Annotated in this window: 16 protein-coding genes and 1 pseudogene; 12 read left to right on the plus strand and 5 right to left on the minus strand. The window is 40.2% G+C overall.

From position 1 onward, the window contains the following. Window positions 1–192: 192 nt before the first annotated feature. The 4 genes from CCAL_RS00060 to ung are packed head-to-tail and all read right to left on the minus strand — an operon-like array spanning window position 193 to window position 2216. Window positions 193–666, minus strand: coding sequence for a GNAT family N-acetyltransferase (locus CCAL_RS00060; RefSeq protein WP_170016841.1), 474 nt, complete (start codon window positions 664–666; stop codon window positions 193–195). A gap of 2 nt (window positions 667–668) precedes the next feature. After that, complete coding sequence (locus tag CCAL_RS00065; protein ID WP_170016843.1) at window positions 669–1178, minus strand: pyridoxamine 5'-phosphate oxidase family protein; 510 nt, start codon at window positions 1176–1178, stop codon at window positions 669–671. A 7-nt stretch (window positions 1179–1185) separates the two neighbouring features. Continuing rightward, complete coding sequence (locus tag CCAL_RS00070; protein ID WP_169938104.1) at window positions 1186–1518, minus strand: YnfA family protein; 333 nt, start codon at window positions 1516–1518, stop codon at window positions 1186–1188. An 8-nt stretch (window positions 1519–1526) separates the two neighbouring features. Then, the gene (ung, locus tag CCAL_RS00075) at window positions 1527–2216 is read right to left on the minus strand and encodes a uracil-DNA glycosylase (RefSeq protein WP_169938102.1); all 690 of its coding nucleotides are present in this window, start codon (window positions 2214–2216) and stop codon (window positions 1527–1529) included. Between the two features lie 532 nt (window positions 2217–2748). On the opposite strand from ung, the gene CCAL_RS00085 reads away from it, so the two are divergent. From CCAL_RS00085 to CCAL_RS00130, 10 genes and pseudogenes are all read left to right on the plus strand, one after another. Beyond that, a complete protein-coding gene (locus CCAL_RS00085) occupies window positions 2749–3393 on the plus strand; it encodes a ferritin family protein (protein WP_169938100.1) in 645 nt (214 codons plus the stop codon). Between the two features lie 317 nt (window positions 3394–3710). Next, complete coding sequence (locus CCAL_RS00090) at window positions 3711–3908, plus strand: DUF2798 domain-containing protein (protein ID WP_228026754.1); 198 nt, start codon at window positions 3711–3713, stop codon at window positions 3906–3908. A 28-nt stretch (window positions 3909–3936) separates the two neighbouring features. Continuing rightward, a complete protein-coding gene (locus CCAL_RS00095) occupies window positions 3937–5247 on the plus strand; it encodes an NTP/NDP exchange transporter (RefSeq protein WP_170016845.1) in 1311 nt (436 codons plus the stop codon). Window positions 5248–5635: 388 nt separating this feature from the next. Further along, a pseudogene (locus tag CCAL_RS09490) lies at window positions 5636–5950 on the plus strand (YbaK/EbsC family protein); the annotation flags it as partial. Between the two features lie 62 nt (window positions 5951–6012). Next, the gene (locus tag CCAL_RS00105) at window positions 6013–6717 is read left to right on the plus strand and encodes an SDR family oxidoreductase (protein ID WP_170016847.1); all 705 of its coding nucleotides are present in this window, start codon (window positions 6013–6015) and stop codon (window positions 6715–6717) included. Further along, window positions 6718–7947 (plus strand): hypothetical protein, encoded by a 1230-nt coding sequence (locus CCAL_RS00110; RefSeq protein ID WP_170016848.1) that lies wholly within the window; start codon window positions 6718–6720, stop codon window positions 7945–7947. Window positions 7948–8186: 239 nt separating this feature from the next. Continuing rightward, entirely contained in the window at window positions 8187–9200 is a 1014-nt protein-coding gene (locus CCAL_RS00115) for an MBL fold metallo-hydrolase (RefSeq protein WP_172285010.1), read from the plus strand. 77 nt (window positions 9201–9277) lie between these two features. Further along, window positions 9278–10114, plus strand: coding sequence for a DUF3737 family protein (locus CCAL_RS00120; protein ID WP_170016852.1), 837 nt, complete (start codon window positions 9278–9280; stop codon window positions 10112–10114). 11 nt (window positions 10115–10125) lie between these two features. After that, window positions 10126–10992 carry an aldo/keto reductase gene (locus CCAL_RS00125; RefSeq protein WP_170016854.1) on the plus strand — a complete coding sequence of 289 codons (867 nt, stop codon included), beginning with the start codon at window positions 10126–10128 and terminating at the stop codon, window positions 10990–10992. A gap of 187 nt (window positions 10993–11179) precedes the next feature. Continuing rightward, the gene (locus CCAL_RS00130; protein WP_170016856.1) at window positions 11180–12181 is read left to right on the plus strand and encodes an aldo/keto reductase; all 1002 of its coding nucleotides are present in this window, start codon (window positions 11180–11182) and stop codon (window positions 12179–12181) included. Between the two features lie 275 nt (window positions 12182–12456). Here the strand turns inward: CCAL_RS00130 and rarD are convergent, their stop codons facing one another. Continuing rightward, a complete protein-coding gene (gene rarD / locus CCAL_RS00135; protein ID WP_170016858.1) occupies window positions 12457–13332 on the minus strand; it encodes an EamA family transporter RarD in 876 nt (291 codons plus the stop codon). Between the two features lie 102 nt (window positions 13333–13434). Here rarD and CCAL_RS00140 point away from each other — a divergent pair, with 102 nt between their 5' ends. Continuing rightward, window positions 13435–14310, plus strand: a complete 876-nt coding sequence (locus tag CCAL_RS00140; protein ID WP_170016860.1) for an aldo/keto reductase — start codon at window positions 13435–13437, stop codon at window positions 14308–14310. An 18-nt stretch (window positions 14311–14328) separates the two neighbouring features. Beyond that, entirely contained in the window at window positions 14329–14904 is a 576-nt protein-coding gene (locus tag CCAL_RS09240; RefSeq protein ID WP_216656465.1) for a P-loop NTPase family protein, read from the plus strand. Window positions 14905–14931: the final 27 nt, after the last annotated feature.

Consider the following 14931-nt stretch of genomic DNA (forward strand, 5'->3'; position numbering starts at 1 on the left):
TATAAATTTATATATTATCGTTAAAATCACACTTTTAATAACAAATACAAGTTTATATTTTAAGCTATAAATTTAATATTATTTCTTAAAGTTATAACCTTAATATTTGTTATATTAATTACAAAAATTTAAGTAAAATCCTCTGCCATCAATTTCTAAGCTTTATAAATATCATCAATATATCCTTTAGAGTTATTTGACAGTTAATTTTATCATATCTTCTTTTGTCATTCTAAATTTTATCCAGCCGCTTTGCTTTTTAGCACCTAAATTTTCATAAAATTTAATGCTTGGTTCATTCCAATCCAAGCACTCCCACTCAAGACGCCCGTAACCCTCTTGTTCGCAAATTTTGGCAAGCTCTTTTATCATCGCTAGCCCTGCTTTTTTGCCTCTAAATTCAGGTTTTATATATAAATCTTCCAAATATATCCCGGCTCGTCCTAAAAATGTGGAAAATGAGTAAAAATATATCGCGTAGCCTACTATTTTATCGTCGTCACTAACTGTTACTAACGCGTTAGCTAACTGTTTTTCAAACAAATGTGAGGTAAAAACAGCCTCGTCTATGTCTACTTGATCTGACATATTTTCATACTTGGCAAGCTCATTTATAAGCGATATTATCGCGTTTGCATCTTCTTTTTTAGCTTTTCTTACGATCATTTTTATCCTTTTAAAATTTTAGCTTTCGCACTAACGCTAATAATCTTTAACTCATATACGTTAGTTATTTTTAGAGATTGTGTTATAGCTGCGTCAAATGCGTCCATGTATTTTGGAGTGTATTTTTCACTAAGCAGTCTTAATGCTTTTATCTTTGTTTCATCATCATTTATAAGATAGGCTTTAGTTTTTGCGATAGCGCTTTTGTATTGTGTTGTAAATACATTTGCAGCCTTATTATCTTGTATCATTTGTTTCACGCACTCATTGCTAAATTCCGGCACTTTTACATCAATTACACAAACTAACTCTACATCCTTGCCGTCTTTAAATAGTTTAGCTTTGTTTCCGCCTTTTGCCCCGTGAATGTAAATTTTATCCTCTTTTCTTACGATAGATATGGGCACGGAAAAAATTTCATCATCATTTATACACGAGATGACACCATACTGACAATTATCGATTATCTCGTAAGCCTCGTTTTGGCTTAGCTCTCTATCTTTTCTTCTCATTTTTATCCTATCTTAAATTTGGGTAGATTATAACGCAAGCCCCGATCAGTGCTATTAGTGCACCTATGAGGTCGAATTTACTGAAATTTTGTTTTTCTATAAAATTTAACCATAAAAGCGAGCAGATGATATAGATACCGCCGTAAGCTGCGTAAGCGCGTCCTGCAAATTCGCTTTGAACTTTTGTTAGTGTATATGCAAAGATAATGAGTGCTACAACTCCCACTCCAAGCCAAATGAAATTTTTAGAATTTTTAAAAAACTGCCAAAACGCAAAGCAGCCTAAAATTTCAAAAAATGCCGCTATGATGTATATGAGAATTTCCGTTAAAATAGCCATCATATGCCTTATCCGTTATTTAAATCCCAGTCTATTGGAGCTAACGAGTTAGCTAACAGGTATTTGTTAGTTTGAGAAAAGTGTTTGCATCCAAAAAACGCTCCACGCGCTAACGGGCTTGGATGAGCTGCTGTTAGTACTAAGTGTTTGTTAGTATTAATGAGTGGAATTTTAGCTTTTGCGGGATTACCCCAGAGTAGAAAGACTATATTTTCTCTCTCTTTACTGAGTGTTTTTATAACTGCGTCTGTAAATATCTGCCAGCCAAAATTTGAGTGGGAATTTGCCTGTCCTGCATTGACACTTAGGCTAGTGTTTAGCAGTAAAACACCCTGTTTTGCCCAGTAAGTTAAGTCGCCTGAATTTGGCTGTCGGATACCAAGGTCATCATAAATTTCTTTATAAATGTTAGCAAGACTAGGAGGCACGCGGATGCCATCTGGCACGCTAAAACTTAAGCCCATTGCCTGCCCTGCTCCATGATAAGGGTCTTGTCCTAATATCACGACTTTGACATCATTAAACGGCGTTAGATTAAATGCGTTAAATATCAAATTTGAAGGTGGATAAACAGTAAAACTAGCTTTTGCTTTTAGTAAATTTGCCTTTATCTCACCAAAATAAGGTGCCAAAAACTCATCCTTTAAAGCCTCTTTCCAGCTTTGCTCGATCTGTACTTTATTTATATCAATTTGCATATTTCCTCCAAAATTTACCTCTCAATCATACCCAAAATCGTCTAAAATTACCCATTTTTAAAAATAAATCCATTTATTTAACAGTGGCAGAATTTATAAAATTTAAACCAAAATAGCTAAAATGAAGTATCTTTTATACTAAACATTCAGTCTTATAACGGCGCCGATGTCGTTTATAACGTAGGCGTATTACTAAAAGTGTGCGGTAGCTGTATGACAAGGTGCGGTGTTAATGTTAACAAGCCTTACTTTAGCGACGATGTAAAGGGCAGTATGGATATACTTTCAAACTGGGTTATGGAGTGCGATAAGATACTAAGTTTTTAAAATTTAGAATGTTGCTTTAGTAAAATTTATCGCTGATATAGTTTATCATTTTTGAAATTTATGATAAAAATAGTCGGTGTTTTATCAAATTTAGGCTATTTTTGATTATTAAAATAAAATAACAATAAACATTATCAATAAATTTTATTATTTACTTAATTTAATTATTTAGATACAATTAAAAAATATTTTTTAAGGAGATAAGATGAGACAATACGAAACATATAAATGTGAAAAATGCGGCAATGAAGTCGAGGTTCAACAAGTCGGTGGTGGAAAACTAAGCTGTTGTGGCGAAGAAATGAAGTGTATAACCGAAAATTTAACCGCGATAAATTTAATGAAAGCCTTTGCAGGCGAATCACAAGCAAGAAACAAATACGAACTTTACGGCGATCTTGCTCGTGAAGCCGGTTATCACGCTATCGCAAGACATTTTTACGAGGCAGCCGAGAATGAAAAGTGGCATGCAAGAGCAGAATTTAAAGCATATCACGAGCTTATGAACGATCCGATCGATAAGATGGATAAAAACCTACTAGATGCTGCAGCAGGCGAAAACTACGAACACACAACCATGTATCCTGACTTTGAAAGTATTGCTAAAGAGGAGAAATTTAACGATATCGCAAGACTTTTTAGAGCTATCGGCAAGGTTGAAGTAGAGCATGAAAGAGAGTATTTGGCTCTTAAAGATATGCTTGAAAAAGAGGGCTTTTTCGAGAGCGAGGATGAGGATATCTGGGTTTGCGAAGTGTGCGGACACGTTCACCGCGGCAAAAAAGCCCCTGGAGCCTGTCCTTTATGCAAAGCTTCAAAAGAGTATTTTAAACGCGAATTCCTAGGCTAAAAGCTAGAGTTTGGCTCGTTTTGAGCCAAACTCTTCTTAAGTATAACTACATAAATTTCGACCCAAACTTTGCCACAAGCCGTATAAATTTTTAGTGACATCAAACTGTATTTAATTGTTTTGTAGGATTAGGCAAAGAATTTGGAGGATCATTCTAACGGTCGACATTAAATTTCAGCTACAATACCCATAGATTTTATTAAGTAATTTATATTATATGGCACTTATCTTTTATATGAAATTTAGGTGAATAACGCGTAATAAAAGGATAAATTTTGATAGATATAAGGTATTTTAGGTTTATTTTTTCGTTTATTATGGCTCTTTGTATGTCATTTGTGATCTCTGGTGTGCTTACATATATCAACCTTGGGCTTGTAGATGGTTTTGTAAAAATTTGGCTAAAAGGCTATGCTAAAGCATTTGTGATAGCTTATCCGACTCTACTTGTATTAACGCCTTTTGTTACAAAGCTAGCTAAGATGATCTGCATAGATAAAAGCAAGGTTAAGTAGGGATAATCAACTAGCAAAATGAAGTAATATGCAAAAATATATCTATAAAATTTTTAGTCTAAACAAAGGCGAGTTTTGGCTGCTTCTTTACAGCACGCTCTTTATATTCGCGCTTTTTGCCTCCTATGCCCTACTTCGCCCGATCAGAGATGCTTTGGGGCTAACGGGCGGCAAAGAGGAGCTAAAATGGCTGTTTTTGGGCACTTTTATAGCGACTTTGGTGGCATCTATGCTAGCTATGTGGCTAAGCGGAAGTATCAAGCGTAAACGCTATACGGACTGTATTTTTATATTTTTTGCACTAAATTTGGTGGGCTTTTACGTGGCGATTAGGGCGTATCCTGAGGGAAGCGGCGAGTTTTTATACCTATCTCGCACCTTTTATATCTGGGTTAGTGTCTTTAATCTTTTTGTTATCTCAACCGCGTGGAGCCTGCTAGCCGATGTGTTTAGCAAGGATAGGAGCAAGCGACTCTTTGGTATCATAAGTGCGGGGGCGAGTATCGGTAGTATCGCAGGGGCTAGCGCTGTTAGCTTTTTAAAAGTCGTTAGCGTGGAGGAGTTTATATTTGCCTCTATAGCCTTGCTTGCCGTTACTTTGGGGCTTAAAAATTTGATTATTTATGAGAGCGGGAAGCTACTAACAAACGAAGAAGAACAGTCGGCTTTCAAGGCTAGATTTGACGCGCCAATCGGCTCAAAAAACCCATTTGCAGGCTTTAACCTCATCATTAAATCAAAATTTCTAATGGCGTTTGTGGGCTTTATCTTGTTACTAACAAGTGTTAGCACGTTTTTGTATATGGAGCAAGCACGCATCATAAAAGAGCTTTTTCCTACCAGCCAGGCACGTGCGGCGGCATTTGCAAATATCGATCTTATCGTGCAAACAAGTAGCTTTATCATACAAATTTTTCTAACCGCAAAGATCGCCAAAATCTTTGGCATACGGTGGCTTTTGTCGTTGCTTGGCTTTGTGGTGGGCGCGGGCTTTATCTTGCTTGCATTCACGCATCCAGCATTCTTGCCGCTTGTTGTTGTGATGAGTATTAGAAGAGTGGGCGAATACGCCATGGTAAAACCCGCCCGCGAAATGCTCTTTGTCCCGCTAGATAGCGAGAGCAAGTATAAGGTCAAAAATTTCCTTGATACGGTGGTGTATCGCGGCGGTGATGCGGTGAGCGCACAAGCTGAGAGTGCGTTAGCAAAATTTGGCGTGAGTGTGGCGCTCTTAGGCGGTGCGGCGATAAGCTTTGTTTGGGGCATGCTTGGAATGTATCTTGGTAAAGAGTATGATAAGGATAGAGTAAAGGAAAACAGAGGTAACTCTACGAAGTAGAAAGAACGTAAAATATGGTAACATAGGGACACCTCGCTTGCGGGGACTTTCTCTTCTTGTAAAGCTACGAGCATTAGCGAAGCAGAAAGAGAGTGCAAGCACAAGAGTTTTACTCAATTTTTTGCTAAAAAATTGCCGCAAGGTAGGGCTTGGCTCTACCGCAGAGTAAAATATAAATTTAAGAGAGATAATGTCAGAGAAAATTTTTAACTAAATTTATTCACTTCTAAGCGAGCAAAATGCGAAATTTAAAGTGGTCGGACATGAAGCGGCAAGGACGTCCAAAGAGGTCGCAAGACTGCGAAATACTGAGCTTGGACAGGGTGTAAAGGCTCTTGTATGCGTGATAAAAGGAGTGTAAAACCAAGAGGGACAAAAGCAAAAGCTTCACGTCCTAGCCGTCTTGCGAGCCGATATGAAGGCGGACTTAGACGCCATTGCCAAAGCATTTGGCGGCACAAGGGCGTCTTCGGTAAAACCAAGCGAGACTAACGAGCTAACGGACTTTGTCTTTTACTCGGTGTCACCTTTTAGCTTTCATCCAAATTTAACCCTTATAGCCGACCCTTCGCTTCTAACTAGATATGATGAACTCGCCTTTAACGCGGGACTACTTGACTACTATATCTTCCTAAATACAAAGGACTACGAGCGGATTATCTCGCCAAAATTGGTCAAATTTGCAAGCCAAGCGATAGTTTAAATTTGCCTAAAAGCTGTATAATGAGAAAAGTTTAAATTTTACACTAAAACAAGGAATTATCGATGTTTAAAGACAAAGTTGTAGTGATAACAGGCGGAGCGAGCGGTATCGGAGCCGTGATCGCTAGTGAATTTAAGAGCGAAGGCGCAAATGTTTGTATGATAGACATAAAGTCAAACAGTTATTTCGTGGGCGATATAGCAGATCAAAAAACGCTTGAGAAATTTGCTGCAAAAGTCGTGAGCGAATTTGGCGGAGTGGATTATCTGATAAACAATGCCCTGCCCCTCATGAAGGGCATTGACGAGTGCACGTTTAGCGAATTTAACTACGCATTAAGCGTGGGTGTAACGGCGCCATTTTATCTGACCAAGCTATTTAAACCACACTTTAAAACAGGCGCTAGCGTCATAAATATCTCATCAAGTAGAGATAGAATGAGCGAGCCAAATACAGAAAGCTACACCGCCGCAAAAGGCGCTATCTTCGCGCTTACTCACGCTTTGGCGGTTTCGCTTGCGGGTAAGGTTAGAGTAAATAGCATATCTCCGGGCTGGATAGATACGACAAACACCGAATTTAACGGTGCGGACGCACTTCAGCACCCGGCAGGGCGCGTGGGAAAACCTGAAGATATTGCAAATTTGGTGCTATTTTTGTGCTCGGACAAAGCAGGCTTTATCACAGGCGAAAACATATGCTGTGACGGCGGTATGACCAGGCAGATGATATATCACGACAGCCACGGCTGGAAGTATGAAATTTAGATGAAAATTTTATTTGGTTTTGGCATTTTGTGGCTTTTTGTTAGTGTGGCTTGGAGCGGAAATCTTCCGCAATTAATCGCCCTTGGGCAAAACGCCACGCATGAAAGCAGGCTCAAATTTGGCAAAAATCAAAAATTTAAAGATCCTAAAAACCGCCTAAATTTTAGCCTAAACGGACGCTATACTCTGGCACCAGACGATAGTGGCGGCTATAAAACAAAAACGGGCAATCTCACAACAAGGCTAGAATATTTGCTGTTTGACAGCGGAGCGAGCCGTGCCAGAGATCAAATCGCTATCCATTCTGACATCTTGCAATACTACAAAAATGCCAAATCCCTAAATTTGACCGCGCTACAAATCGGGCGAATTTACTTCAACGCCATAGCGCTCGATGATATAATAAAGTTAGAAAGTGAGCTAATCAAAATGCTTGATCCGCTTTTGGACGAGGCTAGCTTTTGGGTGGAATTTGGCGATATAAGTAGCGACGAATTTGACCTGTTGAAAAACACTCTAGCTCACTTTGCAAAAGAGGCCGATGAGCTTGGCTTTAGACGGTTTGAGCTACTAACTCATGTAAATTTACTTGGAGACGGCGAGATAGATTTCATAGCCGGAAGTAGTTTTAAGATGCCAAAATTCGGCCTTGTAACAAGCGGCAAAGCGGAGTCAAATTTACAACTAAATTTAGCCGCAAAGCAGTCCGCAACGGAAGAACAAAGCAAACTAATGCCAAAAATTTACTTCAAAGACACGCAAGGATTTGACATAGATAGCTTTAGGCTGTATAAAAGAACCGGTAAAGAGCTAGTTAGCGGATATCTAGCCGCAAATCGCCCTATGCTTGAGTTTTCATGGAAGCTACCAAATCAAAGTAGCAGCAAAGAGCGCCAAATACGCCGTATCGAGGAGCAAAGAAGCGCGCTAGAGTTTAACGACGAGATCATGCTAAACAAACAGCGACTAGATGAGCTGAAAGATCGTATAGTGGTTCTTGAGACAAGGATCTTTATCGATGAGAGCAAGCACGCGCGAGTCATAGAGGAGCTCTCACGTGCGATACAAAGATACGCCGTGGGCAATATGAGCGCCGACAAAATGGTGATTTTGCTTGAAGGAATTTTTGAAAACAGCGCAAATTTCATCCTTAATGTTAGTGAACTTGAAATTTCAAAAATGCAGTGGTATTTTGAGCGTGGCGAGAGATTGGTGGATCAAATTTTATAGCCTCGCCTCGCTTTACTTTTCACCTTTTTATAAAATTTGTAGAATTAGGCAAGAAAAATGGAGAATCTTACTAACGCTTTAACCTCTTAAATTGTTATAATCTCTTAAATTAGATTTATTAAATATCACACTATCTAGCTTACAATATTTAATAAATTTACAAGGAGACTACGATAAAGAAAATTTTAAAATTTATAACCTATTTTGCGGTTATTGTCGCTGTTTTGTTCGGAGTACTTGTGGCTTACGTTTATAGAGATATTGGTGCTTTACCTGAGCCTAGTAGATTTGCAAATTTGCGTTATTATAAGGATGGGCAGTTTATCTCGCCCGAACCTATACTTTACTATCCGGAGCGTCGCACGGGCAAGGTGGGGTATTTTTGTCATTTTGGACCATCTATTAACGGACCAAGGTCACCTATGCCAAGGGTAGAGCTTGGCAAAAATAGTTTTGGCGAGCCTGAAAATTTCGCTTACTACTGGCTGGGACATTCTAGCGGGATTTTGGAGCTTAATGGTGCTAGGATACTGATCGACCCTGTTTTAAAAAATGGTGGACCTCTCTTTTTAGTACCCAGGTTTGAGCCATCCGTTATCAGTAAAAAAGAGCTTCCGGATATTGATATAGTGCTTATCACGCATGATCATTATGATCATTTGGAGGCTGACACGATACGATATTTGGCGGATAAAGCAAGGCATTTTATCGTTCCTCTTGGTGTGGATAGTCGTATCATCTCATGGGGTGTGCCAAAGGATAAGATAACGGCGCTTGGCTGGGGTGAAGACGCTGAACTTTTTGGAGTGAAATTTAAAGCACGCGAGGCTGTGCATTATAGCATGAGATGGACAAACGATAGGGATAAGACACTGTGGGTTTCATATGTGATAGAGGGTGCCGGACTAAGGCTATTTTGGAGCGGAGATAGCGGATACGGTAAGCATTTTGGGCGTATAGGAGATGAATTTGGCGAGTTTGACGTAGCATTTTTAGAGCTTGATGCGTCAAATCCAGGTTGGCCAAATACGCATATGTTTGGCAACGAAGCGGTTAGAGCTAGCATGGATCTAAAAGCCAAGCGTATAGTGCCGATACATTGGGGTGTTTTTAACCTAGGTGCAAATGCTTGGAACGAAAACATCATAAAAGCCGCAAATGAGGCGAAGCAGCTTGGTGTTAGACTTGATGTGCCAAAGCAGGGCGAGAGATATGATCTAAACTATCAAACGCAAGTGTGGTGGGAAGAGTAAATTTATAAAATTACACTTGAAACTTCTCTTCTTAAAGGACCAAATTTCAAGTGCGAAATCAATAAGGTGAGAAGAAAGTGAAAGAGATAAAAGAGCAAAAATTCATGGGCGAGCGAGCACTGTTTAGTGCGCAAAGTTTGATTTTACAAAACTGTATTTTTAAAGACGGCGAGTCGCCGCTAAAACATAGTGAGCAAATACGCGTGACAAATTCGCACTTTGCTTACAAATACCCATTTTGGTATAGTAAAAACATAGATGTCAAGGACTGCACATTTAGCCAAATGGCAAGGGCGGGCATATGGTATAGCAGTAATTTGCGTTTTACCGACGTGCTCTTTGAGGCTCCTAAGGCATTTCGTAAATCATCTCAAATTTTACTTGAAAATATCACCTTTACAGATGCTGCCGAGACGCTTTGGAATTGCACGGATATAAGAGCTAAAAACATATCGGCAAAGGGTGATTATTTTGCCATGAACTGTGAAAACGTGGAGTTTATAGGGCTAAATTTGGTGGGTAATTACAGCTTTGACGGATGTAAAAATGTGCATATCAAAGACTCGAAATTGCTCTCAAAAGACGCCTTTTGGAACTGCGAAAACGTTGTGGTCGAAAACTGCGTGATAATTGGCGAGTATTTAGGTTGGAATTCCAAAAATATCACGCTGATTAATTGCACGGTTGAGAGCTTGCAAGGTATGTGCTATATCCAAAATTTAGTTATGCGTGAGTGTATGTGCGCGGATACGACTTTGGCGTTTGAGTATTCTACTGTTGACGTGGAAATTTTAGGCAAAATTCATAGCGTGAAAAATCCACTATGTGGACGCATAAAAGCAAAAGAGATCACAGAAGTGATAATGGATGAAGATCTCGTAGATCCTAGTAAAACAGAGATAATTACCAACTAAAAGGAGATACTATGCAGTATAAAATTTTAAATGACGGCAACAAGATGCCGATGCTTGGCTTTGGCGTGTTTCAAATAGAGCCAAATTTAACGCAAAAGTGCGTAGAGGACGCTATATCAGTAGGGTATCGTAGTATCGACACGGCTCAGGCGTATTTTAACGAGGAGCAAACGGGCGCGGCGCTAAGAACGGCGATAGAGGGCGGCGTGAAGCGTGAGGAGCTATTTGTTACGACAAAAATTTGGATAAATAACATGGATAGCGAGACAAAGGCGCTAAAAAGCATAGAAACTTCGCTTAAAAAGCTAGGACTTGACTATCTTGATATGCTTCTCATACATCAGCCATATAACGACATCTACGGCACTTGGCGTGTGATGAAGCGACTAAAAGATGAGGGCGTGTTAAAATCGATCGGCGTTAGTAACTTTTACGCCGACAGAGTGGCTGACTTGTGCGAAAATACGGGCGTGGTGCCAGCTATCAATCAGCTAGAATGCCATCCGTTTTATCAACGAGAAGCGCTAAAAAAGGTGCTTGATAGCTACGGCGTGGCGTTTTGGTCTTGGGCGAGCTTTGCCGAGGGTAAAAATGATATCTTTAAAAACCAAATTTTACAAAGCATAGGTGACAAATACGGCAAAAGCGTGGCGCAAGTGGTGCTTAGATGGCTTATCCAGCGTGATATCTTAGTCATACCAAAGAGCGTGAATGTTGAGCGTATGAGGGAGAATTTTGACGTATTTGACTTTACTTTAAGCGATGATGATATGAAGCTTATCTCTACGCTTGATACGGATAAAACGCTATTTTTTGACCACACTGACAGCGAAAGAGCAAAGTGGATAATCAACGTTTGGAAAGATAAATTTAAATGAGAAAAATTTTAGTCTTTTTAACGCTTTTTATGGCGTTCAATTTAGTGGCGGGAGAGCAAATGCAAATTATACTAAAAAACAAAAACGGAGAATTTAGAGCGGTTTTGGGTGACATAGATAAAGTAGCAATAGACGGCGAAGTAACAATAGAATTAGTGAAGTAAAAATTTAATAAAAAGGAAAAACAATGAAATACACAAAACTAGGTAACACAGACATTAGCGTCTCACGTGTATGCGTGGGCTGTATGGGATTTGGCGATAAGGATAAGGGTATGGCGTGGAGCTTGCCTTATAATGAGAGTGCAAAGATCATCAAATACACCCTAGAAAAGGGTATAAATTTCTTTGATACAGCGATGGTTTATAGTGCCGGCACGAGCGAAGAGTATGTCGGAAGAGCACTAAACGAATACGCCAAGCGTGATGAGGTAGTAGTAACGACTAAATTTACACCACGCACCCAAGCCGCGATCGACCAAGGCGTATCAGGGCAAAAATTTATCACTAAATGCGTAGATGACAGCCTAAAACGCATGGGTATGGACTATATTGATCTTTATGTTTATCATTGGTGGGATTATCATACGCCTATGGAGGATATTATGCAAGGCTTACATGAGGTGGTAAAAGCCGGCAAGGTGCGAGCTATCGGCATCTCAAACTGCTATGCATGGCAACTAGCCAAGGCAAACGCATACGCAGAGGCGAACAATCTAACGAAATTTGCAAGCGTTCAGGGGCATTATAACTTGATATTTAGAGAAGAGGAGCGTGAGATGGTGCCGCTTTGCCGTGAGGACAATATCGCTCTGACACCGTATAGTGCGCTTGCCGCGGGACGTTTGGCTAGGCTGGGTGATGAAAAAACTTTGCGCTTAGAAAGCGATAAGGTCGCTAACAGCAAATATGACGCAACCGCCGCACAAGACGCTCTAATCATCGCTCGTGTCGCCGAACTAGCCAAAAAACGAGGCGTTAGCATGAGTGAAATTTCAATATCTTGGCTCATCTCAAAGACCACTTCGCCTATCATCGGTATGACAAAGCCAAGCAACGCTGATGGCGCTGTAAATGCCGTAAATTTGACACTAACGACGGAGGAGATAGCGTATTTAGAAGAGCCTTACGTACCACACAGCATAGTGGGCGTAATGGCAAACGAAGCGATGAAAAAGCCGGGTAGATAAGATCGGATTTAGGCGGACTATCCGTCTATATGTTACTAAGATGGCTGTGAAGTCTTAAATTTATAGAGATTCTTGCTAATGCAAAAGTGTTTGATTTGTTATTATGTGTTTTTTAATTAGTAATAACCATATTTCATTAGAGAGGAGTTTGGTATAGGTGAAGATTAGGCGGTGGCTATGGGTGTGGCGCTTGGTTATGCAAGCGATGACAGATCAATAAATTCCGCACTTCACGTGTGCCACTAGATGAAATGCTGGTCATGAAGGGGTGAAATTTACCCCTTCTTTCGCTTCACTCCGTCTACACTAACAAGCGCTAACGCTATCCAGATCAGAACAAACGAGATTAGCTTGCCGCTTGATAGCTCTTCACCAAAGTATATGCCAAGTCCGACCGACATCGTAGGTATGAGGTATTGCATAAAGCCTAGGACGTTAAGATTAACCCTAGTTGTGGCAAGACCGTATATCATAAGTGGCACTATCGTAACCAAACCTGACATTATCATCAAAAAGCCGTCAAATTTCACTCCAAAGTGGCTGATGCCAGTCATCTCAAGGTAGAAAAAGTATGCTAAACAAAACGGAGCTAGTAAAAATGTCTCAACAAAAAGTGCGGCAAAACTAGGCACTTTAAGCCCTTTTCTCACAACTCCGTAAAATGCAAAAGAGACGCCAAGTACAATCGAAACTATAGGTAGATGACCTATGAGATAAACTTGCAAAACAACCGCCGCAAACACCATAAAAATGGCAACTTTTGCCATGATACTAATACGCTCTTTAAGTAAGATCGCACCAAGCATTATGCTTACAAGGGGTGTGATAAACTGACCAAGACCCGCTTCTAAAATTTGCCCGCTACTTACGGCAAAAACAAACGCCCACCAATTTAGTCCTATCAAGGTTCCGCTCAAAAGTAGGGCATTTCTAGTCCTTTTGTCTTTTAAAAGCTGCATCACCTGATGAAATTTACGAGTTAATAAAAGCACAAGTGCCAAAACCGCAATAGACCAAATTATACGATGTATAAGTATCTCAAGAGCCGGGATTTTCGGGCTATAAAGCCTAAAAAATAACGGAAAACAGCCCCATAGAAAAAATGCCAAAAGCCCAAAAGCTAGACCTTTTTTCTGTTCGCTTTCGTTCATATTTTACCTTTTTACTGTTTTTATAAATTTTAGCAGAATTTATTCAATTTTTGATAAGGCGTTTTTTGTAAAATAAATTACAAGTAAAATTAGGAGTAGGGCATGCAAAGACGTGAATTTATGAAAATTTCAGCGTTAGGAGTTATGGCGATGGCAAACGTGAGTTTATTTGCAAACGAAAGCGTAAAAACGCTAAATTTAGGCGGTGTGAATTTGCCTTTCGTAGGGCTTGGCACTTGGGATATTAGGGGAGCTGAGGGACAAAAAGCGATCGAATCGGCATTAAAACTAGGCTACCGACTGATCGACAGCGCCGTGATGTATGGTAACGAAGAGATCGTAGGCAAAGCGGTCAAAAACAGCGGAATAAAGCGCGATGAGATAATAGTAACTACTAAAATTTACACCAACATCAATAAAAACGGCGTCAAAGAGACGCTTTTAGGCTCACTTAAACGAAGCGGGCTTGAATACTTTGACATCTATATGTTTCATCGCCACGGCGGATCAAGAACAAATGAAGCGTGGGAGGCGGCTGTGGAGCTTAAAAAACAAGGGCTTTGCAAGCACTTAGCCGTGAGCAACTTCACGCCCGAAGAGGTAAGAGATGTGTGCGTGAATTTCAAAGATGAAAAGCCGCTAATCAATCAAATTTTAATCAATCCGTTCGATCAAAAAATCTCTGCTGGGGTCGCGCACAAAGAGCTTGGTGTGGTGCTTCAAAGCTTCTCATCATTTGGCGGTAGCGGCGCAAGCGTGCTAGGTGAGCAAACGATAATAAATATCGCCAAAAAGCACGGCAAAACGCCCGCTCAGGTGGTGCTAAGATGGCTTATCCAGCGTGAAATTTTAACCATACCAAAAAGTATGAGCGAAAAGAGACAAGCGGAGAATTTAGCCGTTTTTGACTTCACACTTGATGCAAACGATATGAGCGAAATCGCTAAAATGGATAGAGGACAAAATTTTTATTATTAAAAATTTAAGGAGCTTAACGTGGATCAAATCGAAATCAAAAACGCACATGAAAATAACCTAAAAAATATAGATATAAATATCCCAAAGGGTAAGCTTGTGCTGTTTGCGGATGTTTCAGGGTGTGGTAAAAGCTCGCTTGTGCATGACACTATCGCCGTGGAGAGTGCAAGAGAGTGGCAAAGCACCTATCCGCTCTATATCCAAAACAAAATGCCACATTTTGAGCGCCCAAAGGTGGGAAGTATCAAAAATTTAACGCCCGTTATCGTGGTGGATCAGCGCCCTCTTGGCACGGGAGCAAGATCAACTGTTGGCACCGCCATAGATGTTTCACCGCTTCTTAGACTGCTTTTTTCACGTGTAGCAAGTCCAAGTGCTGGTGGTTCGATGGCGTATTCGTTTAATCACCCCCTTGGTATGTGCCCCGCTTGCTCTGGGCTTGGCAAACGCCTAAAACTAAACGAAAGCAAGCTTTTTGATATGGATAAAACGCTTAAAGAGGGGGCGATTTTATTTAGCGAATTTAGCGCTGGCTGGCAAACGCACCTGTATCAAAGCAACCCCTTGCTTGATGCGAACAAAAAGCTAAAATAGTTTAGCAAAAGTGAGCTTGATACGCTG

The sequence above is a fragment of the Campylobacter sp. RM6914 genome, from assembly GCF_004803835.1.
Lineage (GTDB): Bacteria > Campylobacterota > Campylobacteria > Campylobacterales > Campylobacteraceae > Campylobacter_A > Campylobacter_A californiensis.